This window comes from Roseiflexus sp. (assembly GCF_057785375.1).
Genome location: NZ_JBYNRX010000082.1, coordinates 1 through 22,369, shown reverse-complemented (window position 1 = coordinate 22,369; position 22,369 = coordinate 1). Strand labels below are relative to the sequence as shown.

The 22,369-nt window shown below is 60.8% G+C and carries 19 protein-coding genes; 6 read left to right on the top strand and 13 right to left on the bottom strand.

The features are described 5' to 3' along the window. The first annotated feature begins 25 nt into the window (after positions 1-25). The 4 genes from AC3EA7_RS15370 (at position 26) to AC3EA7_RS15355 (ending at position 5,520) form a co-directional block, all read left to right on the top strand. Positions 26-2,227: an ABC transporter substrate-binding protein gene (locus AC3EA7_RS15370; RefSeq protein WP_488614947.1), complete on the top strand. Its 2,202-nt coding sequence runs from the start codon at positions 26-28 to the stop codon at positions 2,225-2,227. Between the two features lie 93 nt (positions 2,228-2,320). Further along, positions 2,321-3,307: an ABC transporter permease gene (locus AC3EA7_RS15365; protein ID WP_488614946.1), complete on the top strand. Its 987-nt coding sequence runs from the start codon at positions 2,321-2,323 to the stop codon at positions 3,305-3,307. A gap of 16 nt (positions 3,308-3,323) precedes the next feature. Next, positions 3,324-4,454 carry an ABC transporter permease gene (locus AC3EA7_RS15360; protein ID WP_488614945.1) on the top strand — a complete coding sequence of 377 codons (1,131 nt, stop codon included), beginning with the start codon at positions 3,324-3,326 and terminating at the stop codon, positions 4,452-4,454. Positions 4,455-4,524: 70 nt separating this feature from the next. Continuing rightward, complete coding sequence (locus AC3EA7_RS15355) at positions 4,525-5,520, top strand: DUF3048 domain-containing protein (RefSeq protein ID WP_488614944.1); 996 nt, start codon at positions 4,525-4,527, stop codon at positions 5,518-5,520. A gap of 618 nt (positions 5,521-6,138) precedes the next feature. Here the strand turns inward: AC3EA7_RS15355 and AC3EA7_RS15350 are convergent. The 7 genes from AC3EA7_RS15350 to AC3EA7_RS15320 form a co-directional block, all read right to left on the bottom strand. Beyond that, on the bottom strand, positions 6,139-7,476 hold the full coding sequence (locus tag AC3EA7_RS15350) for a S41 family peptidase (RefSeq protein WP_488614943.1): 1,338 nt from the start codon (positions 7,474-7,476) through the stop codon (positions 6,139-6,141). A gap of 142 nt (positions 7,477-7,618) precedes the next feature. After that, complete coding sequence (locus tag AC3EA7_RS15345) at positions 7,619-8,392, bottom strand: 16S rRNA (uracil(1498)-N(3))-methyltransferase (protein ID WP_488614942.1); 774 nt, start codon at positions 8,390-8,392, stop codon at positions 7,619-7,621. A 3-nt stretch (positions 8,393-8,395) separates the two neighbouring features. After that, positions 8,396-9,409, bottom strand: coding sequence for a 50S ribosomal protein L11 methyltransferase (locus tag AC3EA7_RS15340; protein ID WP_488614941.1), 1,014 nt, complete (start codon positions 9,407-9,409; stop codon positions 8,396-8,398). Next, a complete protein-coding gene (gene cysS, locus AC3EA7_RS15335; RefSeq protein ID WP_488614940.1) occupies positions 9,379-10,815 on the bottom strand; it encodes a cysteine--tRNA ligase in 1,437 nt (478 codons plus the stop codon). The genes AC3EA7_RS15340 and cysS overlap by 31 nt, the downstream gene beginning before the upstream one ends. 5 nt (positions 10,816-10,820) lie before the next feature. Next, positions 10,821-11,603: a serine O-acetyltransferase EpsC gene (gene epsC / locus AC3EA7_RS15330; protein ID WP_488614939.1), complete on the bottom strand. Its 783-nt coding sequence runs from the start codon at positions 11,601-11,603 to the stop codon at positions 10,821-10,823. A 179-nt stretch (positions 11,604-11,782) separates the two neighbouring features. Continuing rightward, the gene (locus AC3EA7_RS15325) at positions 11,783-12,037 is read right to left on the bottom strand and encodes an FmdB family zinc ribbon protein (protein ID WP_299756856.1); all 255 of its coding nucleotides are present in this window, start codon (positions 12,035-12,037) and stop codon (positions 11,783-11,785) included. 135 nt (positions 12,038-12,172) lie between these two features. Then, a complete protein-coding gene (locus AC3EA7_RS15320; protein ID WP_488614938.1) occupies positions 12,173-13,393 on the bottom strand; it encodes a winged helix-turn-helix domain-containing protein in 1,221 nt (406 codons plus the stop codon). Between the two features lie 86 nt (positions 13,394-13,479). Between AC3EA7_RS15320 and AC3EA7_RS15315 the strand changes: the two genes are divergently transcribed. Continuing rightward, entirely contained in the window at positions 13,480-13,947 is a 468-nt protein-coding gene (locus tag AC3EA7_RS15315; RefSeq protein ID WP_488614937.1) for a LiaF domain-containing protein, read from the top strand. A gap of 12 nt (positions 13,948-13,959) precedes the next feature. On the opposite strand, the gene AC3EA7_RS15310 is transcribed toward AC3EA7_RS15315, so the two are convergent. The 6 genes from AC3EA7_RS15310 to AC3EA7_RS15285 all read right to left on the bottom strand — a co-directional run bounded on the left by AC3EA7_RS15310 (position 13,960) and on the right by AC3EA7_RS15285 (position 20,574). Then, positions 13,960-14,592, bottom strand: coding sequence for a hypothetical protein (locus tag AC3EA7_RS15310; RefSeq protein ID WP_488614936.1), 633 nt, complete (start codon positions 14,590-14,592; stop codon positions 13,960-13,962). Positions 14,593-14,764: 172 nt separating this feature from the next. After that, positions 14,765-15,403, bottom strand: coding sequence for a M23 family metallopeptidase (locus AC3EA7_RS15305; RefSeq protein WP_488614935.1), 639 nt, complete (start codon positions 15,401-15,403; stop codon positions 14,765-14,767). Next, complete coding sequence (locus AC3EA7_RS15300) at positions 15,376-16,386, bottom strand: glucosaminidase domain-containing protein (protein WP_488614934.1); 1,011 nt, start codon at positions 16,384-16,386, stop codon at positions 15,376-15,378. Before AC3EA7_RS15300 ends, AC3EA7_RS15305 begins: the two co-directional genes overlap by 28 nt. Next, a complete protein-coding gene (locus AC3EA7_RS15295; RefSeq protein WP_488614933.1) occupies positions 16,383-16,910 on the bottom strand; it encodes a hypothetical protein in 528 nt (175 codons plus the stop codon). Before AC3EA7_RS15295 ends, AC3EA7_RS15300 begins: the two co-directional genes overlap by 4 nt. A 128-nt stretch (positions 16,911-17,038) precedes the next feature. Further along, complete coding sequence (locus AC3EA7_RS15290; protein WP_488614932.1) at positions 17,039-17,968, bottom strand: eIF2B alpha/beta/delta subunit family protein; 930 nt, start codon at positions 17,966-17,968, stop codon at positions 17,039-17,041. 146 nt (positions 17,969-18,114) lie between these two features. Then, positions 18,115-20,574, bottom strand: coding sequence for a hybrid sensor histidine kinase/response regulator (locus tag AC3EA7_RS15285; protein ID WP_488614931.1), 2,460 nt, complete (start codon positions 20,572-20,574; stop codon positions 18,115-18,117). 214 nt (positions 20,575-20,788) lie between these two features. Here AC3EA7_RS15285 and AC3EA7_RS15280 point away from each other — a divergent pair, with 214 nt between their 5' ends. Further along, the gene (locus AC3EA7_RS15280; protein WP_488614930.1) at positions 20,789-22,009 is read left to right on the top strand and encodes a S1C family serine protease; all 1,221 of its coding nucleotides are present in this window, start codon (positions 20,789-20,791) and stop codon (positions 22,007-22,009) included. Positions 22,010-22,369: the final 360 nt, after the last annotated feature.

The window sequence follows — 22,369 nt, the reverse complement described above, 5'->3', positions numbered from 1 at the left end:
TCTGACACACTACGAGGAGGTACCTGTGTCCCAGTCACGCACCCTGAGTCGTCGCAGATTCCTGACCCTGTCAGCCATGACCGCTGCCAGCGCCGCGATTGCTGCATGTGGCGGCGGGCAACCCGCACAGGCGCCGACGAGCGCACCGGCGCCAACGGCGGCGCCAACCACGGCGCCGGCGCCAACGGTCGCTATTCCGCCCACCACGCCGCCCCAGGCGACAGCAGTACCCCAAGCCGTGAGCAAGTACAAAGAGGCGCCCGAACTCGCCAAACTGGTCGCCGAGGGCAAATTGCCGCCAGTCGATGAACGTCTGCCGAAAAATCCGTATGTCGTGCCACACAAATGGCTTACCGTCGGCAAATATGGCGGGACGCTCAACTTTACCAACTCATGGGGACCTGACGGGATGGCGACGATCGTGCAGGAGAGCCAGTATGGTCATTCGATTCTGCGCTGGCTTGATGATGGTTTGAAAATCGGTCCGGGCCTTGCCGAGAGTTGGGAAGCGAATGCCGACGCCAGCGAATGGACGTTCAAGTTCCGTGAAGGACTGAAGTGGTCGGACGGTCATCCCTGGACAGTCGATGACATCCTTTACTGGTGGGAGTACATGGTTGGCGGGAATGGCAAGGAGAAGGAGTTTCCCGCAGGGCTGAAACCGATTGAGCCGCCGCCGGACGAGGGACGCTCCGGCACGGGGACGCTGGCGACCCTGATCAAGGTCGATGACTATACCCTGACGATGAAGTTCGATGCGCCCGCGCCGTTGACGGCGGATCGCCTGGCCATGTGGGTGAATGCCGGCATTGGACCGCGCTGGATGGCGCCGCGCCATCACATGGAGCAGTTCAACCCCGTGCTCAACCCGGATAAGTACAAGGACTGGGACGAGCACACCAAGCGTATCCGTTTCGTCACCAACCCCGATTGCCCGACCATGACCGGCTGGAAGTGCGAGAGTTTCGAGGAGGGCGTGCGTGGCGTCTACACCCGTAACCCGTATTACTGGTGCGTTGACGCCGAAGGCAATCAACTCCCCTACATCAACCGCATTATCTCGACCACCTTCCAGAACAGCGAGGTCGAAAAACTGAACGTCATCCAGGGCAAGAGCGACTTCTCCCATCACTGGGTGCTCAGCCTCGATGATGTGCCGAACCTGCGCCAGAATGCCGATGCTGGCGGTTACGAGGTGCGTTTCTGGGAGAGCGGGTCGGGATCTGGCACATCGTTCTTCTTCAGCTACGACTACAACGATCCAAAGTGGCGTGAACTGATCCGCAACCCGAAGTTCCGCCAGGCGTTGTCGCTGGCGTTCAACCGCGCCGAATTGCAGAAGACGCAGTACTTCGGCACCGGTGAATTGACGACCGGCACCTTCAGCCCGAAGGCGATCGAGTACAACATTGATGAAAAAGGCAACCCGGATCGCGCCAATGCACGCTACCGCGAATGGCGCGACAGTTACGTGGCGTTCGATCAGGAACGGGCGAAGGCGCTCCTCGATGAAATCGGCGTCAAAGTCGGCGCTGGCGGCTTTCGAACCTTCCCTGATGGTTCGCCGCTCGACATCCAGGTGATCGTCGCATCCAACACCGGCAAGAACATCATCGCTCAGAATGAGCAGATGATCCGCGACTGGGGACAGATTGGCATCAAAGCGACACTCACGCCGGTGCCGCCGCAGGGTCGCCGTGACGACTGGTTTGCAGGCAAGTTGATGTCGAATGCTGACTGGGGCATTGGCGACGGACCAAACCATCTGGTCTACCCGCAGTGGCTTGTGCCGATTGAACCGGAACGCTGGGCGCCGCTCCACGGACAGGGATACCAGTTGCGCGGCACTGCCAGCGAGAAGGAAGGATTGGACAAAGAACCCTGGCAGCGCGCCCCTGCCCGGATCGTGCCGTCCGACAAGGACTTCGATCCGGTTATCGCCAAACTGCACGAGATCTACGATAAGACGAAGGTTGAGCCGGAATTCCTGAAACGCACGCAAATGGTTTGGGAGATGATGAAGATCCATGTCGAAAACGGGCCATTCGTGCAGGGTTCGGTGGCCAACTTCGACCGCGTGTTCGTCGTGAAAAAAGGGCTGATGAACGTGCCGAAGAAGGAAGACCTGGCGCTCGGCGGCTTTACCGATCCCTGGATCCACCCCACGCCGGCGGTCTATGACCCCGAAGCCTGGTATTGGGACGATCCATCGCAGCATACGAGTTGAGGTGCGGGATACCGGAGGGGCAGGTTGCAGACCTGCCCATATCCACCGGAGGGGTAGGTCGCAGACCTGCCCGTATCCAGAGGTTCAACCGACATGGCCACCTTCCTGGCTCGACGCATCGTCTACATGGTCATCACTATGATCCTGGCGTCATTCATTGGGTTCTTCCTGATCGAACTACCGCCTGGATCGATTGTGGATATCAAGATCGACCAGTTACGCGCGCAGGGGGGCAATGTGCCCCAGGATCAGATCGAGGCGCTCAAGCGGCGCTATGGCGTTGATGATCCGCTGCACATCAAGTACTGGAAGTGGGTGTCGCGCACCCTTCAGGGCGATTTTGGCACATCGTTCGAGACCGATACGCCGGTCGCCGGGATTATTGCCCAACGCCTGCCCATTACGTTTGCTCTGACATTCGGGACGGCGCTGTTCGCCTGGCTCATTTCGGTCCCGCTGGGAGTCTACCTGGCGACGAATCGCGGCAGCATACCGGATTACATCATTACGTTCGTGCAGTTTCTCGGCATTGCCATTCCCAACTTTGCACTGGCGCTCATTCTGATGGTCTTCGCGGCGCTGGTGCTGCGGCAGGACGTCGGTCTTGGGTTCTTTTCACCGCAGTATGTCGGCGCGCCCTGGAGTTTCGCTAAGTTTCTCAATTTGCTGAGCAATCTGTGGATCCCAGTGGTGGTGCTTGGCGCCTCCGCCACTGCCGGGTTGACGCGCGTTATGCGCGCCAACTTGCTGGACGTGCTGAATGCTCAGTATATTCAGACCGCCCGCGCGAAGGGGTTGCAGGAGCATGCCGTCGTCTGGAAACATGCAGTGCGCAACGCCGTCCATCCACTGATCATGAGCATCGGGTATCTGCTCCCGGCGATTGTCGTCGGTGATGCGCTGGCAGGCGTGATCCTCAATCTGCCGACGCTCGGCGCGCTCTACCTGCGCGCGTTGCAGGCTACCGATATGTATCTTGGCATTACGATCCTGATGATGCAGTGTATCATGTTGCTGCTCGGCAACCTGATTGCCGATCTGCTCCTGGCATGGGTCGATCCGCGGGTACGGTTGGAGTGATTGAGACGGATCTGCAATGGCAACGATCGCAAAAGACGCACCATCGCAACCCGAACGCGCACGAAAGTTTGATGATGTCGGGCAACTGTCGCAATTCCAGTTGATCTGGCGTCGGTATCGCAAAAATCATCTCTCGGTCATCGGTGCGATTGTACTGATCGTCATGTATTTGATGGCATTCTTTGCCGATTTTATTGCGCCGTATGACCCGAACGAAATCGATGCGAGTCATCAATATGCGCAGCCCTCGACGATTGTCTGGGCAAACGGCGGGCTGGCGCTTCAGGGCATGCGTCAGATCGTCGATTCGGTCAACTTCCAGATCATTTACGAACCCGATCCCGATGTCACGTATCCGATCCGTCTGTTGGTGCGCAGCAGTCCATACGTGATGTGGGGCTTCATTCCGCTCGACATCCATCTGTTCGGCGTCGAGGCCCCCCCTGAAGCCAATGCCAAGATCTTTCTCTGGGGCGCCGACCGCCAGGGCCGCGACCTGTTCTCGCGTGTGCTCAAGGGCGCTCAGATATCACTGACGATCGGCTTCTTTGGCGTGATGATCAGTATGGTCATCGGCTCGATCGTCGGGACGGCATCAGGGTACTTTGGCGGCTGGATCGACAATATCATCCAGCGCCTGATCGAGTTGATCCAGACCTTTCCGTTCATCTCGCTTTTCATTGCTATTGCTGCGGCGCTGCCGGTTACCATGCCGGTGGTGCAGCGCTATATGCTGATCACCATTATTCTGGCATTTATCACCTGGACAAGTTTTTCGCGCGAGGTGCGCGGCAAGGTGCTGAGTTACCGCAACGCCGATTACACGGCAGCGGCGATTGCCGCCGGCGCATCGCACTGGCGCGTCATTACCACCCATATGATTCCGAATGCGATGAGCCATATCATCGTCGTTGCATCGTTCGCAGTGCCGGGCGCAATTGCTGCCGAAACCGCGCTCAGTTTCCTCAACCTGGGCATGCTGCCGCCCGCCGTCAGTTGGGGTGTGCTGCTGCAAGATGCCCAGCAGATCAAATCGGTCACCCTCTATCCGTGGCTGCTGATCCCGCTGGGGGCTATCGTTCTGGCGTCGTTGTGTCTGTATCTGCTGGGTGACGGGCTGCGCGATGCGGTCGATCCGTATGCGTGAGCATATGGATTGTATGGTATCATTGCCGCTGGCTCATTCATCACAGAGAACAGGTACATCGAGGATCAGCATGCGAACCGTTCCCTTCCTGCGCGCAGCGGCTGTATTGATCGCGCTGACCGTGATCGCGTCCCTGGTGGCGCCTGCCGCCGCTGCACCGCCTCGCGCCCCCGCCGCTTTCGAGCGCGGTACGATCACCCGTCGCCCCTATGTGGTCATGATTGACAACCATCCGAACGCTTACCCGCAAACCGGCCTCGACCAGGCGGCGGTCGTGTTCGAGGCGCTTGCCGAGATGGGGATCACGCGCTTTATGGCGGTGTACGTCCCCGGTGTTTCGCCCGATATTCCGTCGATCGGTCCGGTGCGTAGCGCGCGGCTCTACTTCGTGCGCTGGGCGATGGGCATGCACGGGATGTACATCCACGCCGGCGGCGCTCCCGATGCGCTCAAACGCGCGAGGGAAGCGTCTGAGATCATCGATGTCGATGCGCTGGCACGTTCTGGCGGCGCCTACTTCACTCGCATTCGCGCACGGAAAGCGCCGCATAACCTCTATACCAGCACTGCGCGCCTCGAGCAGGCGGCGGCGCGCTTTGGCAACGCCGCGATCAACGATCCTGAACTGGGGTTCCTGATCAAAGCCGAAGCGCCGCCGGATCAGCGTCCGGCAGCGCAGGAACTTGACTATTTCTTCATCTACCGCCAGGACACCGCCGGCTGGACGTATGACCCTGCCGGCAACGTCTACCTGCGCCTGCGTCGCGGCAAACCGGCGATTGACGCTGCAACCCGCGAGCAGTTGCGTGCCCGCAATGTCGTCGTCATCGAAGTGCAGGAGCGCCCCATCCCCGGCGACCCCAAAGGGCGCATTCAGCAGGATGTGATCGGCAGTGGTCCGGGAGTCCTGTTCCAGGATGGCGTGGCGCTCGACATCACCTGGCGCAAGGACTCTGAAGCTGCACCACTGCGCTTTTACCTCGCCGATGGCAGCGAAGCCGCGATGAACCCCGGGCAGGTGTGGATTGCGGCGGTGCCGAAGTTGAGCAACCTGACGATTAAGTAGTCTCGATAGGAACTCATCAACCATGCACAGGCGCCGGAACTGTGGGGTCTCGCAGCTTCTGTCCGCTTATCTGCATCACATCAGCCGGAGCATCCAGATTTCCTGTCAGTCATCGAGCGCGCCCGGTTCCCGGGGTCCAAGCACGATTTGTCAGGCGACAACCGTACGCTCAGCCCGGCGCTGAACCATCGGGCTGAGCGTACGAAGGGCGCTGCCGCGCCATCGCCCCGGTGTGGACGCATGCCCAGAGCCAGCCCCGCGTCAGCGGGGCTTCGTTCGTTCAGCGCGGACGTTCACGTCCGCGCGTATGCCGCTGGTCGGGATTGGCGGCGAGGAGTGGCAGGGATAGCCCCGTCGTTTCCTGACAAAATCTGAACCGCCAGGAGGCTTTATCCGCCGCCGGATCGGACTTTCAAGAAGAAAAAATCGCTGTATGAAGCGAACGGTATTGCTTCGGCGCCTTCGCTCACACGGTTGCGAGTTGCTGAGAGAAGGATCCGTACGTGAATTGTCAGGCGTAGCCGGCGCTTCGTGCTCAAGCCCTCGCTCATGTCAGGTCAGCCCCGTAGGGGCTTTCACGCGCTTAATGAGGGCTTGAGACAGCAGCGCCTCATCACTTCACTTCGCCGCTGCCGGCATCGACGGCGGCGCTTCGCCGGTCTGCAGCAGCCGGATGGCATAGAAGAGCTGGTTGTCGGCGCAGGTCGTCGCTCCCGGCGGCGGCTGGCGGTCGCCAACGCACAGCGTCTGGGTCTCGGGGGCTTCGGCATAGGGAATGACGTACTGCGGCGTGATGCCGACTTTGTCGATCTCGGTGCGTGCCGGGGTGAGCCAGTGCGCAAACGTGATCCGTGCACTGCTGCCGTCGCTCAGATGGTAGATGTTCTGCACCGATCCCTTGCCGAAGGTCTTCTCGCCGATCAGGGTTACATTGGGGCGGCTGTCGCGCAAGGCGCCGGCGACGATCTCGCTCGCGCTGGCGGAACCGCCATTGACTAGCACGACGACAGGAACATCGAAGGCGCGTATGTCGCCGCCGACGGTGCGGATTTCGGCGATTTCGCCTTTGCTATTCTGCTCGTAGAGCGCCACGCCACTGTAGAACCGTCCGAGGACGGCGCGCGCCTGGTCGAGGAAGCCGCCGGGGTTGTTGCGCAGGTCGAGGACGATGCCGTTCGGCGCTTGCGGCAGCAACTCGCGCAGCGCCTGATCGAATTCGGGAACGGTGTTGGCTTTGAATTCGATGATGCGGATGTAGGCGATTCCGCCATCGACGAGTTGGGCTTCGACGCCTGGCACCACAATGTCGGCGCGCGTCAGCGTGACGTCGAACACCTGATCACCCGGTTGCCGCCGGATGGTCAGGCGCACCTGCGTGCCGGCTTGCCCGCGGATTTTCGCTGCCACTTTCACCGCTGCTTCATTGATGTCGAGACCTGCGATCATCGGCGCAACCGGTTCGCCATCGATCGCCACGATTTCGTCATCCTGCCTGAGACCGGCGGTATCGGCCGGCGCGCCTTTGATCGGTTTGTAGAGAAACGCCCGTCCGTCGGTGATCCGCAGGTATGTGCCGATACCGCCCATGCGTCCCTGCATATGCTCGTTCGTCTGCGACGCCAGCTCCGGTTCCTGGTAAACGGTGTACGGGTCGTCGAGCGACGCCAGCATGCCGGTGATTGCACCGCGGATCATGCGGGTGTGGTTGATCCGGTCGCGCTGGTAGAACTCGGCTTCGACCAGGTTCCATACTTCCCAGAAGACACGGAACTGTTGCCGCAGTGAGGGCGGCGTCTCCTGGTTGGCAACCAGGCCCGGTCCGATCACCGGAACCAGGCGCGTGATCGAGATGCTGTCGGCAAAGACGGTCGCGCTGACCCAACCGCCGGCGAACCCCGCCAGGAGGAGGAGCAGTGCCGCGGCAAAACGACGAGGGAACCGGAAACGCAAGGACATGGCAACCCTCCTGGGATGGATGACGGATTTCGGTGGAGGAGGGGCGGGTCTCAGACCTGCCCCCACGCCTTCGGGAGGGGCAGGAGGGGCAGGTCTCAGATCTGCTCCTGGGAACCTGCCTCGACGCCCGCCGGCAATTCCGTCATCCCAGCTCGTACATGATGATCGCGGTGGCCACGATGGGCGCCGTCTCGGCGCGTAGCGTGCGCGGACCAAGCGACACTCTCATGATACCATGTCGTTCGGCGTAAGAGCGCTCGTCGTCGGTCAGTCCGCCCTCCGGTCCGCTGAAGATGCCCAACGTTGCTGGCGGTGCGTCGCGGCGCAGGGTGTGCAGCGCTGCTGCAAGCGGTGTGGCGTTATCTCCTTCCCACAGGAGTAGTGCGGGGGAAGCGGGCGTGGACTGTGTGCATGCTTTGGCGAAGGTGAGCGTCGCTGCCAGGTGCGGCAATCTGCCGCGCCGCGACTGTTCGGCGGCTTCGCGGATAATTCGCCGCCAGCGCACCAGGCGACGTTCATCAGGCGGGGCGTCGATGCTGCGCGTGCAGAGGATTGGAACGAACGCCGCCGCGCCCAGTTCGACCCCCTTCTGCAATGCCCACTCAAACCGTTCTGCCCGGATAATCGGCAGGTAGATCGTCAGGGCAAGGCGTGGCTCACCGCCGGCCACTTCACGCGATTCGATGGCGCCGCTCACCGTGCCGCGCCGGTCAACCGTTTCCAGCGCGACGGTGTACTGCCATCCCTCGCCGTCCAGCAGCACAACGCGGTCGCCGCGCCCCAACCGCAACACGTTCGCCAGTTGATGCGCCAGGTCGGGATCGAACAGACGCACCCGCTCGGCGTCGAACGCTGATGGGGCGACGAAGAACCGGTAGGTGTTGCTGTGAACGGTATCGCGCGGACGACGAGGCATGAGTTATGGTTTACGGTGCACCAGCGCCACCCAGTCGCCCTCCAGTCGGCGCGAGACCGCTTCCAGTCCGGCAGCGGCATAGGCGGCTACCACATCAGGTTCACGATCGGCGATAATCCCCGAACTGATCAACAGACCGCCGGGGCGCAGCGCCGTCGCAAAATCTGGGGCGACCGCCACGAGCACCCTGGCGATAATGTTGGCGACAATAAGATCGAATGGCGGCGGCGTATCGCCCGGTAACAACACCGGCAGGAACACAGGCGACTCAGCATCGCTGCCGGTGTCGGGGCGCAACCAGTGCCCGAAGGAGGCGCCGCGCCCCAGGCTGCCTTCGGCAACGATGATCCTGTCTGCCACACCGTTCAGCGCCGCATTTGCTCGCGTCGCTTCGACTGCAATCGGGTCGGTGTCGAGCGCCAGCACCTGCGTGGCGCCCAGACGCGCCGCTGCAATCGAGAGAATCCCGGAACCGCACCCCAGATCGAGCACGCGCATTCCCGGCGTGATGCGCTGCTCCAGCTCAATCAGGCACAACTGCGTTGTCGGGTGCAGGCCGGTGCCAAATGCCATGCCAGGGTCGAGGCGCACGAGCAGATCGTCCAGCAGCGGCTGGTAGTCCAGCCAGGAAGGGACAATCACGATATGCGTCCCGATCCGCTGGATGGTATAGTACTGCTTCCAGGCATTCGCCCAGTCTTCCTCTTCGATCTGTCGAATCTGCAACGGACCGACCGGACGGATCATGCCCAGCAACCACAGTCCTTGTTCAATGCGCGCACGCGTCTCTTCGGCGGAGTCATCGAGCGCCAGGTAGGTGCGCACCGTCACCGGACGCGCCGGGTCATACTGGTACTCCGGGCCATCTTCGCCAGGAATGATCGGCGGTTCGATCGCCACGCCGCCGTTGTAGCCGTAACGCGCCAGCAACTCGCTGACCGGTTCGACAGCTTCGCTATCACACGAAACCGAGAGTTCCAGCCACGTCACGGGTTTGGTTTGTCCGCCGCTTTCCATCGTGTCCCCTGTGGGGTATCTTCGAGCGTGACGCCAAGTTCCGCTAGGCGGTTGCGCACCATATCGGCGAGCGCGAACTGTTTCGCCTTCCGCAATTCGCTGCGCATTTCGACCAGCAGATCGATGAACGGCGCCGCCTGCTGAATGACGGGGCGCTGCGCGGTCAACGTCAATCCGAGCACATCGATCAACTCGCGGAAGGTCGCCTGCGCCTCAGCAAAGGGCGCACCGCCGGCGCCGGCATCGCGCGCCGTGTTGATCGAGCGCACCAGTTCGAACAACGCTGCCAGCGCCCCGGCGGTGTTGAAGTCGTCGTCCATCGCGGCGATGAACCGCTCGCGTGCCGTTCGCGCCGCCGCGAGCAACACCTCGACCGCCGGCCCAGTTTCGATCGTCCCGCTCGGCGGTTCGAGCGCCGAGCGCAATCGCGCCAGTTTGCGCTCTTGGTCGGCGGCGATCTCCTCACCGAACGCCAGCGGGCTGCGGTACGAACTGGAGAGCACCGTCAACCGCAACACATCAGGATGATAACGCGCCAGAAACTCGCGGATGGTCACCACATTGCCGAGCGACTTGGACATCTTCTCCAGTTTGTATGTGCCATCCGCCAGCCGGGTCTGGATCTGGAGCATGCCGTTGTGCATCCAGTAGCGCGCAAACGGTTTGCCGGTCAGACTCTCGGTTTGGGCGATCTCATTCTCGTGGTGCGGGAAGATCAGGTCGGTCCCACCGCCGTGAATATCGATCTGCTCGCCGAGGTGCGCCAGGTTCATCGCCGAGCACTCGATATGCCAGCCGGGGCGCCCTGGACCCCAGGGGCTATCCCAGAACGGCTCACCCGGCTTTGCCGCCTTCCAGAGCGCAAAATCCGCCGGGTTCTCTTTGCGCTCATCGACGCCGATGCGATTACCTGCGATCATATCATCAAGGCTGCGCCGTGAAAGTTTGCCGTAGTCAGGAACGGTCGAGACGCGAAAGTAGACGTCGCCATCCACGACGTAGGCGTGGCCTGTCTCGATCAACCGGCTGATGAAACGCTGAATCTCCAGCATCGTCTCGGTTGCGCGCGGGTAGATATGCGCCCGCTTGACGTTCAGCGCCTCAAGGTCTTCCAGAAACTCGGCGATGTATGACTCGGCGAGTTCCTTCGGGTCACGCCCGAGTTCCCTGGCTCGATTGATGATCTTATCGTCCACATCGGTAAAATTGACGACATGCTGCACGGCGTAGCCGCGGTACTCCAGGTAGCGCCGCACCACATCGAAGACAATCGCCGACATCGCGTGCCCGATATGCGCCCGGTCGTAGACCGTTACACCGCAGACATATATCTTGACCACGCCGGGTTCGATGGTTGCGAACGGTTCGAGCGTGCGTGTGAGTGTGTTATAAATGCGAATGCTCATATGCGTTATATCCCATCACCGGCTACATAGCCATACTCATCGACCGCGCCATTTCCATTCGTATCGCCGAGCGCCGACCAGCACTGCGATGCGAGCGCATCATCCTCGACGTGATGTTCGAGGTGATGGTTGGTTGCAACTTCGAGTTCGGTCAGGCGTTCTTCGAGTTCCAGCACTTTCGCGCGCAGGCTGCGCAACATTTCCCCTTCGGGGTCGGGCAGATATTCAACACGGCGCGTTTCGCCGGTATGCGGATCGCGCTGCGCCACAATACGTGCTGGGACGCCGACGGCGGTGGCGTGAGGCGGAACGTCCTTCACTACCACGGCGCCGCCGCCGATCCGCGCCCCTTCGCCAATGGTAATGGCGCCGAGCACACTCGCGCCGACGCCAATCACCACGCCGTCGCGCACGGTTGGGTGGCGTTTGCCGCGTTGTTTCCCGGTGCCGCCGAGAGTCACCCCCTGATAGAGGGTCACCCAGTCGCCGATTTCGGTCGTTTCGCCGATCACCACGCCCATCCCGTGGTCGATGAAGAAACCGCGACCGATGACGGCGCCCGGATGGATTTCGATACCGGTGAGGAAGCGACTGATCTGCGAGATCAGGCGGGGAATGAACGGTACGCCGCGTCGCCAGAGGGCGTGCGCCAGGCGATGGAACAGAATGGCGTGCAACCCGGGGTAGAGCAACACCTCCGCCAGATTGCGCGCTGCCGGATCATTGAGGAAAATCGCGCGAATATCGTCGCGTATGATGCAGAGCAGGTTATCGTTGTTTCTGGACATGAAAAACCTCCCGTTCGACGGTCAATCGAAGCGCGTCATGCAGATCAGGGGCGTCATGCACCGTGCGATGACGCCCCTAAAGACAGATACAGGTCTGCGCGACGAACCCGACCGACAGGCGGCGGGAGGCCCGGAGGAAGGTATAGAAGCGCCCGCTAAGGGGGCGCAGATGGCTCAGGTCAGGATTCACTGGAGCCGGTCTCGCTCTTCTCACTCTTCGACGAGCTATCGCTGCCGATGCTCGCGCTGTCGCTCTTGCGGCTATCGGTAATATACCAGCCTGAGCCCTTGAAGACAATGCCCACCGGCTGGAAGACCCGGCGTACCGAACCTTCTTTGCCACAACGACATACCCGCAGCGGTTCGTCTTTGAACGACTGGAACTGCTCGAACTGCGCACCGCAAGCGTCACAGGCGTACACGTAGGTAGGCATAACCGTCAGGACCTCCTGGCATTGAGTGATGAATCATGGATATGTCATATGCTTCTTATTGTAGTCGATCTGTTGAGGATGATCAAATGGGGAAATGTAGGAGTTGTGTTAGAGATGATGTCAGGTTTTATGAATTCAGGTACGCAACGTATGCATCACCAACCCGCCGAACCCCGGCGGGTCACAGAACCGGATGATGACGTCGGGGGCGCCATGCCACGCGGCGCAGGCACGCACCGCCGTCGCCAGATTGGTCGCCAGTTCGTCGTCCGGTTCAACTCCTGGTTCGAGGTAGAGCGCCTTGACCTCGAAGATGCCATCGTTCCGATGCGCTTTCGGGTCGAGTCGTCCGACCAGCGCCCCGCGATGCAGGATGGGCAGTGTGAAATAGCCATACCGTCGTTTGGGCGCCGGGGTATAACACTCGATGCGATAGTCGAAGCCAAACAATTCCAGCGCCCGCCGTCGATCCCAGACCACCGGATCGAACGGCGAGAGCAGCGTGGTGACGGTTGAGCGGAGCGCGCCTTCGGCGGCAGCCCACGCCAGCGGCCGGTTGTCTGGATGAATGTACACTGGATCGCGCCACCCTTCGACGCGCGCCGTTATAAGCGCGCCTTCGGCAGCCAGTGCAGCGGCAATGCGCGCTGTTTCCGCCTTGCTGGTGCGAAAGTAGTCCGCCAGCCAGCGCGTCGGCGCCGCGCCGAGCGCCTGTGCTGCCGCCAGCGTCAGGGTGCGCTGCGCCGCTGCGACATCGGGTGCACGGTCATCGTTCCATTCCGGCAGCACCCGCTCGCGCAGGTCGTAGACGCGCTGAAAGTTTTCGCGCCGGTCGATCATCAGATCGCCAACAATGAAGAGCATTTCCAGCGCCATCTTTTCGACCTTCCAGTTCCACCAGCCGCCTGTCGCGCCATCGTTGCGAGTAAAGTCAGCCGAGCGAACCGTGCCGTTAGCGCGAATATGGTCAATCAGGGCTGTGGCAATTTCCTGGTTCTCTTGCAGCCACCGGCGCGCATAGGCGTTGCTGCGCGTTTTCCCTGCCAGCATCAACGAGCGGTAGACCGGGTAATCCTCGATGGGCAAAAAGCATGCCTCGTGCGACCAGTACTCGAAGATTGCCCGCTCCGCCAGCAGATCGGTCAACCAGTGCGGCGCATACGCGCCGAGGCGGCTCCACAATACCAGGTACGGACTGCGTGCAACCACGTGGATGGTATCGATCTGGAGCGCCTGCATCCGCCGGATGGTCGCCAGCACATCGTTTTTTGTCGCCGTGTGTTGCAGCGGACGGTCGAGCCCCTGAACGGTCAGCAGCAGCGTACGAATCGCGCTGGGAGTCAGTGTCAGCGGCATAGGAACCTTTCTTGAACGGACGTTCGCAACCCTCTGAGCATATGATACGTCGAACTTGTGTACCATGCAACACAAAGGAGCGAACCATGTCTTCGATGAGTCTGTTCAGCGGGATCGAGCACATTAACACCAACACGCGCCTTGACAACGAGAGTTTCACGGCGATGTTCGGCAGCATCACGGTCGATCTGACCCGCCAGCCCTTAGCGCCGGGGGATCACACAATCAGCGCCTTTGCCATGTTTGGCCAGGTAACGATTCGCGTCCCGGCAAACGTCGGGCTGCATATCGATGGCGGGGCGATGATGGGAGACACCCGATACGAGTGGCGCACGGCGGACAACCGGCCGCTGTCGTCCGCCGGGATCGGAGAGGTCGAGTTCGAGACCTCTCCGGTGCGAATGCGCATTAATGCTACAGCAATCCTTGGTTCGGTGCGGATTGTGCGCGTGGTGGGCGTTCAGATGCAGGAAACAAGTGCGGAAGCGTTGCCGGAGTCGTCCGACCTGACCAGTTCATACGAAGGTGAGACTCGACGGATTGCCAGCCTGTGACGTGTTTTGGGTTTACTGATCGGTTGTTTCGACCAGAGACTCATCGCTCAGGTCGAGCGGCGTCCGATCACCCAACTGGTTCATAAGCGTCTGGCAGGTTTCGCGGCGCATCCGGCGATACACTTCGCGAGCGATGCGGAGATCGAGCACAGCAGTGCGCCGCTGTCGTTCACATTCAGCGACTTCGTCGATGGCGCGTTCGAGCGTCTCGCACGACTGGACGATCTCTGCCAGGCGGTGTTCTGCGAAGGGCAGTGTTGCGGCTTCGAGGGACAGGACGGCGTGGAGGCGCCGCATATCCTCGAGGAGTTCAGCGGGTGTGCTGTCAGCTTCTGCGCCGCCGCGAGAAATGAGCCGGATGGTGGGCGTCTCGGCGGTGCCATAGTGTTGCACCAGCTGGCGCAGCGTCTGCTTATACAGGCGACGCGCCGTTATTTCGCACGTCCAGCGGCGGGCAAGCGCCGCACGCCAGGCGGTGATCGCTTCTTCGCTCATATGGTAACTGGTCGTCATCTGGCGGTGGGTGGCGCGATGTGCATTGAGCAACGCCTCGATTTCGGGCGCATCTTGATGATGACGTTCAAGGATTGCAATCAGTTTCGCCGAGTCGTCAATGGCGTCGTGGGGAGAGGGAAGTGGTGTCATACTGCATGCTCCTGTCCAGCACCTTGCCATATCATCATACCCCGTCCCTCTGGAATGGTCTATAGTACGTGCGTCCCGTTATGCCATGGGAGTCTTTCTCATTGTCCTGGCGTACTGGTACATTGTTGCGTCTGACAACCCCCCCTGCATTATACGCGAAAATGAGGATTCCTTACCAGTCGTGCTGCAACACGTCGAAATCGAGCGGATTACGGTTGACGTCTTGTTCCCACACCTCATAGTGCAGGTGATGACCGCTTGACATCCCGGTTGAGCCGACATAACCAATGAGTTGCCCGCGCACCACGGGCTGACCATCGACGACGACGTAGGAGTCGAGATGGGCATAGGCGGTTTTGTAGCGACTGTTTTCAACCGCAAGATAATTGCCGCCGGGCCAGGTATCCGGTCGCACGCGGGCGACGCCGTCGTGGGTGGCGTACACGGGCGCGCGCCAGGTTCCCTGCGGGTCGGCTTTGCCATCGCCATCGCCATCGATCGCCAGATCAACCCCGCCCCAGATATTGGCGGGCGCGTGCGAGCCGACGCCGTACCCCTGGGTGATCACGGTGCGCGGGTTGCGCAGCGGATTGCCAGATGGCCGTTCAGTCGCGGGTTGTGGAGCGAACGCAGCGCTGAAGCTCTGCCCGGCTGCACGCTGTGGAGAAAGCATCCCGCCGCGCCAGAGGCTCGGCTGCACTGGCGGCTGTTGCGTTTGCTGAACGAGGACGCCAAGCCCGATCAGCGCAAGAATCAGCAGAAAGAGTTGTTCCCGGCTCAGGGTCATGATCGTGCTCGCGATGCGCGCCATTCGGCAACCAGGCGGTTGACCGTACTGACGTAAGCGGGGACGTTGTTTTCAACGGCAGGGGCGTAGATCGGCACAATCTCCTCAACAGTGTGAACGCCGCGCCACTGCACGTACTCAACGGCAATCAGGCGGTACCAGTCCTCGATTCCTTCCTCCCAGCTTGCATAATTGCGAAACCTGCCATAGCACGTGCGATACCCGGCGCAGATGATATTGCCGACATTGTGGGTCGTGCCGCCGTCCGGTTTTCGTCCCGCCCATCCTGGCGCAGTTCCGGCGCCCGATTCGTGAATAAAGAACGCCAGGGCGTAGGCGGGGTCGATGCCGTACCGGACGCCAAGTTCCACCCAGGTAGCGCCGGTGCCGGCGGCTGGCGACCCCCACTCTGCGAGGATCCGGTCAATCTGCTGCGCTGAAATGCTTGGCGGACCGAGCACCGAGTGCTGACCGTCGGGCGTGGGGAGATCAGGCGCCAGTGCGCTCGTATACGCTTGCATGGCCGGTTCGCGCGCCGTACACCCGGGAGCGAAGCAAATGCGCGATGTGTCGGCGTCGTTCCAGAAGAAATACAGGATCACGGCGCTAACGGCGCAGACGGCAATCAGCCACCAGGGAAACTCCCGGGATCGAACCGGTCGTCGGAGCGGCGCCGGGCGGTACGCAGGCGTTGCAGCGACCAGTTCCGCCAGCAACATCTCACGCGCATCATCGTCGAAAGCGAAGGGATTGTCCGGCGTCAGCGGTTCTTCCGCCGGCGATACGGCAAACGACTGAGCGGCAGGCGGACGTTCCCGGCCACGCACGCTGCGTTCCATCAGTTGGCGCTCGCGGAGCGTGAGCGGGAGATCGTCGAAGGGATCGTGGAAACGAGCCAGCGGGTTAGGGCGACGATTCGCCGGATAATGAACGGGACGTTGCGCAGATCGCGTCTCACGGCGCGGTAAGCGGCGTTCTGCGTGCGTATCTGGTTCACTCTCGCTCATGGACGTACAGGCGTCATCAGCCGCGCTTGCTCTTCAGGCGTCGGCAGGCGGAATCCGCCATCGCGGTTCAGATAGACAATGCGCTCGCGCCGGACATCGAGCAACAGATCGGGCAAGGTATCGCCATCGACATCGCTGACGCCGATGATGACCGGCGTCAGATGTTCATCGGCGCCGAACAGGTATGGACCGGTGATCGAGCGCATCCGCGACGGATCGCCTCCTGGCAGTTCCAGCACTACCACCTGCCGGTCGAGATTCATCGCAATCAGATGCGTCGGTTGGCCGGACCCCTCTTCGTGACCGACGAACGCCTGCACGTGCATCGTGCGCGGATACCCATAGCGCATATCGTCGATCAGCACATTCATCCGCCCGATCAAGGCGCCGATCAGCACATACACTGCCAGCGCGCCCAACACCAACGCCACACCGTACAACAGCGCATGCGCCGTTCGCTGGATCTGCGGGTTGCGACTCCAGATGCGGCGACCGGTGCGAATGGTTCGGCTTGTGACTGCCATAACACGTCCTCCCATCTGTTGGAGTGACAACGAACGGCCAGCGCCTGTTTCTGACATAGTCGCAGGCGCAGGAAGATCGTCGTCTGGCAACTGAGGTAAGGACATTGTATTAGAACAAAAGTTCTATGTCAAGGGCATGTTTCCACGGTCTGACAGGCAGGATCAAGCGCCAGCGCCGGATGCAGGCGGGTCGACGCCAGCCATGCTTCCACGGCTGCGACCGGCAGGATGCCACGTTCCGTCACAATTCCCGAAAGCAATTCGAGCGGCGTCAGATCGAAATACCGATTGCGAATAGAGACATTCTGGGGCGCTTCCGCCCAAATTTCGCTCCGCGGACGGTCGAGTTGTTCCAGTTGGCGAAAGCCAGGGAGCAGAAACTTCTCGCTGCCGCAGAGCGCGTAGCAGGCGACCCCTTTGAAATGGGCTGTGAGGGCGACGCCATAGGTGCCGATCTTGTTGACCAGCCCGTAGGTGCTCAACATATCGGCGCCGACGAGCACCAGATGCGCCTGCACAATATGGGCTGGCAATTCGGCATCGATGACCAGGTGAGTGGGAATGCCATACTCTGCCAGAATTGCCGCCGTCTGTCGTCCTTCCAGAATCGGGCGCGACTCGCCGCAGACGACGCGGAACCGTCGGCCTGCGCGCTGGGCATGGCGCAGCGCGTGCTGCACCGTTGTGCTATACGACAGTGTCACAATCGTGATACCGTCCGAAATCAGCGCCAGTGCGCCTTCGGCGACATGCAGCGCGTGCTGACGCAACTGATGTTTGAACTCTTCGGTTGTTTCCGCCACTGCTCGCAGCAGGTCGTGCCGCGTCTGTTGATCTTCAATCGCCCAGAGCACACGATTGACCAGATTGACCAGCGGCGCCATGACCGGTTGCGACCGAATGAGCGACCAACCAAAATCGCACAGATTGCGGCGGAACTCCTGCGGCGACAGCATGCCGAAGGACTCTGCCCGACGCATCATCAGATCGGCGGCGCGCTCGGCGATCTGAGCTGCGCCCTGACGGTTATCAACGGCAATCTCTGCAATTGGCTCCACGATCCAAACCTCTCACAAGACTTACGACCGGGAATAGTGATTTGCATTATCGCACACGCCAGCGATCCGTGTGCAGTCTTTCGGAAACAGCGCAACAGAACCGCGTTACCGTGTTGCGGGGTCTGACGTCCGATCGCGCGATACGCTCAGGGGGCTGGCAGTTGATTTGCCGACTGCGAAGCGAGACATGCATTCACAAGCGCTTCAAGACGTTCGATGGCAAACGGTTTGGCGATATAGGGATTGCCGGTCTGCGCAAGGCGCGCCTGCGTCGATGCAGTAATGGTATCGCCGGTAATGAAAATGATGCGCTGCGCCAGATGCGGATCGCGCTGTTTGATGTGCTGATGCAACTCGAAGCCGGTCATGCCAGGCATTTTGATGTCGGTTAGAATAAGATCGAACGATTGCCGGGAAATAATCTCGAGCGCCGCTTCACCGCTGGAAACCGCAGTCGAACGATGACCGATCTCGGTCAACAACCGCGACAGCAGGGCGCTCACCGCCTCCTCATCGTCAACAACCAGAATCGCAGCGCTGCCGTTCGACTCTTCCGCTTCCGGCTCTTCTTCGACAGTAGCAGGCGACGAAGCGTCAGGTATGCCGAACGCTATCTCCTCGACATCAACCAGCGGCAGTTCGACGTACATGGTCGTACCGACGCCAACCTCGCTTTCCGCCCAGATGCGCCCACGATGCTCCTGAATGATGCCGAAACAGATCGACAGCCCCAACCCTGTTCCCTGTCCAATTGGCTTCGTTGTGAAGAATGGGTCGAAGATGCGACTCAGGTTGCGGGACGGAATACCGACACCCGTATCGCTGACGGCGATACGAATACACGACTCTGCGCGACCACCCTCGCCGACGCGCTGTTCGACCGAGGTGCGCAGGGTCAGCGTGCCTTTGCCGCCGTGCTCGGTCATGGCCTGGTGTGCATTATTGATCAGATTGAGGAACACCTGCTGCAACTGATGCGGATCGGCGACCGTCCGCGGTAAGTTGGGCGCGAAGTCGGTCACGATCGTGATGTTATCGACGCGCAGCTGGTAGGCGCGCAGGGTCAGTGTGCTTTGCAACACCTGATTGATATCGACGAGGGTGCGCTGCGGCTTATGTTCGCGGGCGAACATCAGCAGGTTCTGCACAATGCGCGCAGCGCGCTCCGCCTGTGTGTTGATGTGTTGCAGATCCTGCCGCACGCCTGACGGCAGACTCGCATCGCGCAGCATCAACTGGGTGTAGCCGCTGATACTGGTCAACGGATTGTTGACCTCATGGGCGACGCCGGCGACGAGTTGCCCGATGGCGGAAAGTTTTTCGGCTTTGATGAGTTGCTCTTCGAGGCGGCGGCGTTCGGTCAGATCGCGGGCAATGCAGTGGATCGCCTCGGAACGTTCGCCGTCGCGCATCAATCGTGCACTGACTTCGAGCACCACTGCTTCGTCATCGTGTCGCCTGAGTTGCAGCTCAAACGGCGGCACGGTTTGCCTCTGAAGCACATTATTCAGGAAGCGCTCAACCGACGCCCATGCATCGTCGAAGATAATGTCACGCAACGGGCGGCCAATCAGGTCATCGCAGGCATATCCCGTAATGGTAGGACCAACCTTGTTGATGCTGCGAATGTTGAACTGGTTATCAAGGGTGAAGATCAGATCATTGGCGTTGTCGAACAGGTCGCGATAGCGCGACTCGCTCTGTTTCACCTGCTGGTAGAGGTGCGCATTCTCGATGGCGATAGCGGCATAATCGGCGAGGGCCGAGAGCAGATATTGATCGTTTTCGCTGAACATGCGCTCCGACTGCTGATTATCAACGGCGAGGACGCCAATCACCTGATTGCCGACCATCAGCGGCACCTGCAGGATCGCGCGCACCAGGAAGCCGGTAATGACTTTCAACTGATTGCCCGCGCCCGCTTTGTCGAGGCGGATTGGCTTGCCGGTGCGGATCACCTGCCCGGCAAGGCTGTCGTCGATCGGCATGCGCAACTTCTGCGCGCGCTGCTCGCCAAGGTTCTTCGCAGCGCGCAGATAGAGTTCGTTGGCGTCTGAGTCGCGCAGCAACAGGAATCCTTCTTCGGCGCGGGTAATGTAGACGCCGGCTTCGACGATGCGCACCAGCAGTTCTTCGAGATCGAGCAGCGAACTGACCGACTTCCCGATCGAGTACAGAACCGTCAGTTCCTGCACGCGCTGGCGCAGATTGTGCGTCAACTGTTCTTTTTCGCGCTTGAGCCGGCGTTCGCGCAGCGCCTGATCAATCGCCGCCTGCGCTTCTGTTTCACTGAATGGCTTGATCAGGTAGTTGCGCGCTCCAAGCCGGAACGCCTCAACTGCAATTGCTTCCGATCCGTGCGCCGTCATCAGAATGACAGGGACATCGTATCCTTCCTGGGCGATGAGGCGCAACAGTTCGAGACCGCTGATATCGGGGAGTTGCAGGTCGAGCAAAATGAGATCGGGGATGCGTTGACGCAGGCGGCTGAGACCCTGCCGACCGGTGTTCGCGATGGTGGAAGTGTAGCCGAGCTCCGGCAATACGTACTCAGCAAGCATGGAGCAGATCTGCTTGCTGTCATCGATGATCAGAATTTCTTCCATTAGTAATCAACCATCGATCGCATATCACGGAGACGGCTAGATATCATCTACACTTTCTTCTATTATACCGCATGCACGGTCACGCGCCAACCAGCAGACATGGGTTTACTATTGATGCTCAAGACTAAGCAGTTTCTTATGCGGGTCTAACGTCTGGTTTACATGCCGGGTGCATACTGTACATCTGGAAACATAGATTAAGGGAGGTCGCTCTATGGAGCGTGGAACGAGATATGCGCTCATCTTCGGCATGGTCGTCACACTGGTGATAGGCGCACTCATTGGCGCATTAGCAGGCGGCGGCGTCGCCTGGTATGTGACGCAGCAACAGATCGAACGCATTGCTGCACAGCCATCGAGTCCGGCGCCGATCCCGGCGCTGATGCCGGCGCCAACTGCCATTCCCCAGCCAACCGTCGCCCCGGCGCCAACCGAGGCGCCAGCCGCGCCTGCCACATCCTCGCCGGTGGTTGAAGTCGTGCAACGGGTCTCACCAGCGGTTGTCACCGTGGTAAACACGCTGGCTTCTGGCTCGCAAGGGTCGCCGCTGCTCGGCGATCTGCCGTTTCCGCTGCCGGATCAACCCGGCGGATCGGTGCGCCGCGGCAGCGGTTCGGGGGTCATTATCAGTCAGGATGGGTACATTCTCACCAACAATCACGTCATTGAAGGGCATCGCTCGCTGTCGGTGATTTTCTACGATGGTTCGCGCCGCGATGCCCGCCTGGTCGGCGCCGATCCGCTGATGGACCTCGCAGTGGTCAAGGTCGATGGTCCTGTGCCGGGTGTGGCGGCGCTGGGCGACTCCGATGCGCTACAGCCTGGCGAAACGGTTATTGCGATTGGCAGTCCGCTTGGCGACTTTCGCAATACGGTGACGGTCGGCGTGGTGAGCGCGCTCAACCGTTCACTCGGCGCCAACGCACCCGAAGGACTGATCCAGACCGATGCAGCGATTAACAGCGGCAATAGCGGCGGTCCGCTGATCAACCTGCGCGGTGAGGTGGTCGGGATCAACACTCTGGTCGTGCGCGGGAGCGGTTTGGGATCGGCGCTGGCGGAAGGGCTTGGGTTTGCGGTGCCGAGTTCGATTGCCAAGCGGGTGAGTGAGCAGTTGATCGCCAATGGCAAGGTTGTCTATCCGTTCCTTGGGGTGCGCTTCGGAACCATCGATGCCATGCTGGCGCTCGATAACAATTTGCCGGTCAACGCCGGCGCGCTGATTGCCGCTGTCGAGCAGGGCGGCCCGGCTGCACGCGCCGGTTTGCGCAGCGGTGATATTGTCACAAAACTCAACGGCAAGCCAATCGGTCCTGGTCAATCGTTGCGCGCCTTGCTGCTGGAGTACAAACCGGGTGATGTGGTGACGCTCGATGTGTTGCGTGATGGTCAGCAACTGTCGCTCGACGTAACGCTGGGCGTGCGACCGGATTGATGCTCATACTCATGCGCGGTCATTCGTACAATACTGCCGGGCGCGTAGCGAGACGCCTGGGCGCTGCGGGCTAAAGCCCTTGCTGAGGACGCAGTTCGACTACGCTCACCGCATGTGCAAGCCCCATTGGGGCTGCTGATGCCGGGGCGCAGTCATGCATCTACGACCGTCAACGCGCGTTGTGAATGGTTGCGCCTTGCGAATCGGACGCTCAAACATCTTGTCTGACTGACCGCAAGTTAGGATGAGCAAAGAGTCGGCGCATTGCAACGTCTCTTGTAAAAGCGATCAAAACCTGGACCATCAAGGACGTGGAGCGGCGGACGTTTGCTGAGCCTGTCGAATCCCACGTCCGCCGCA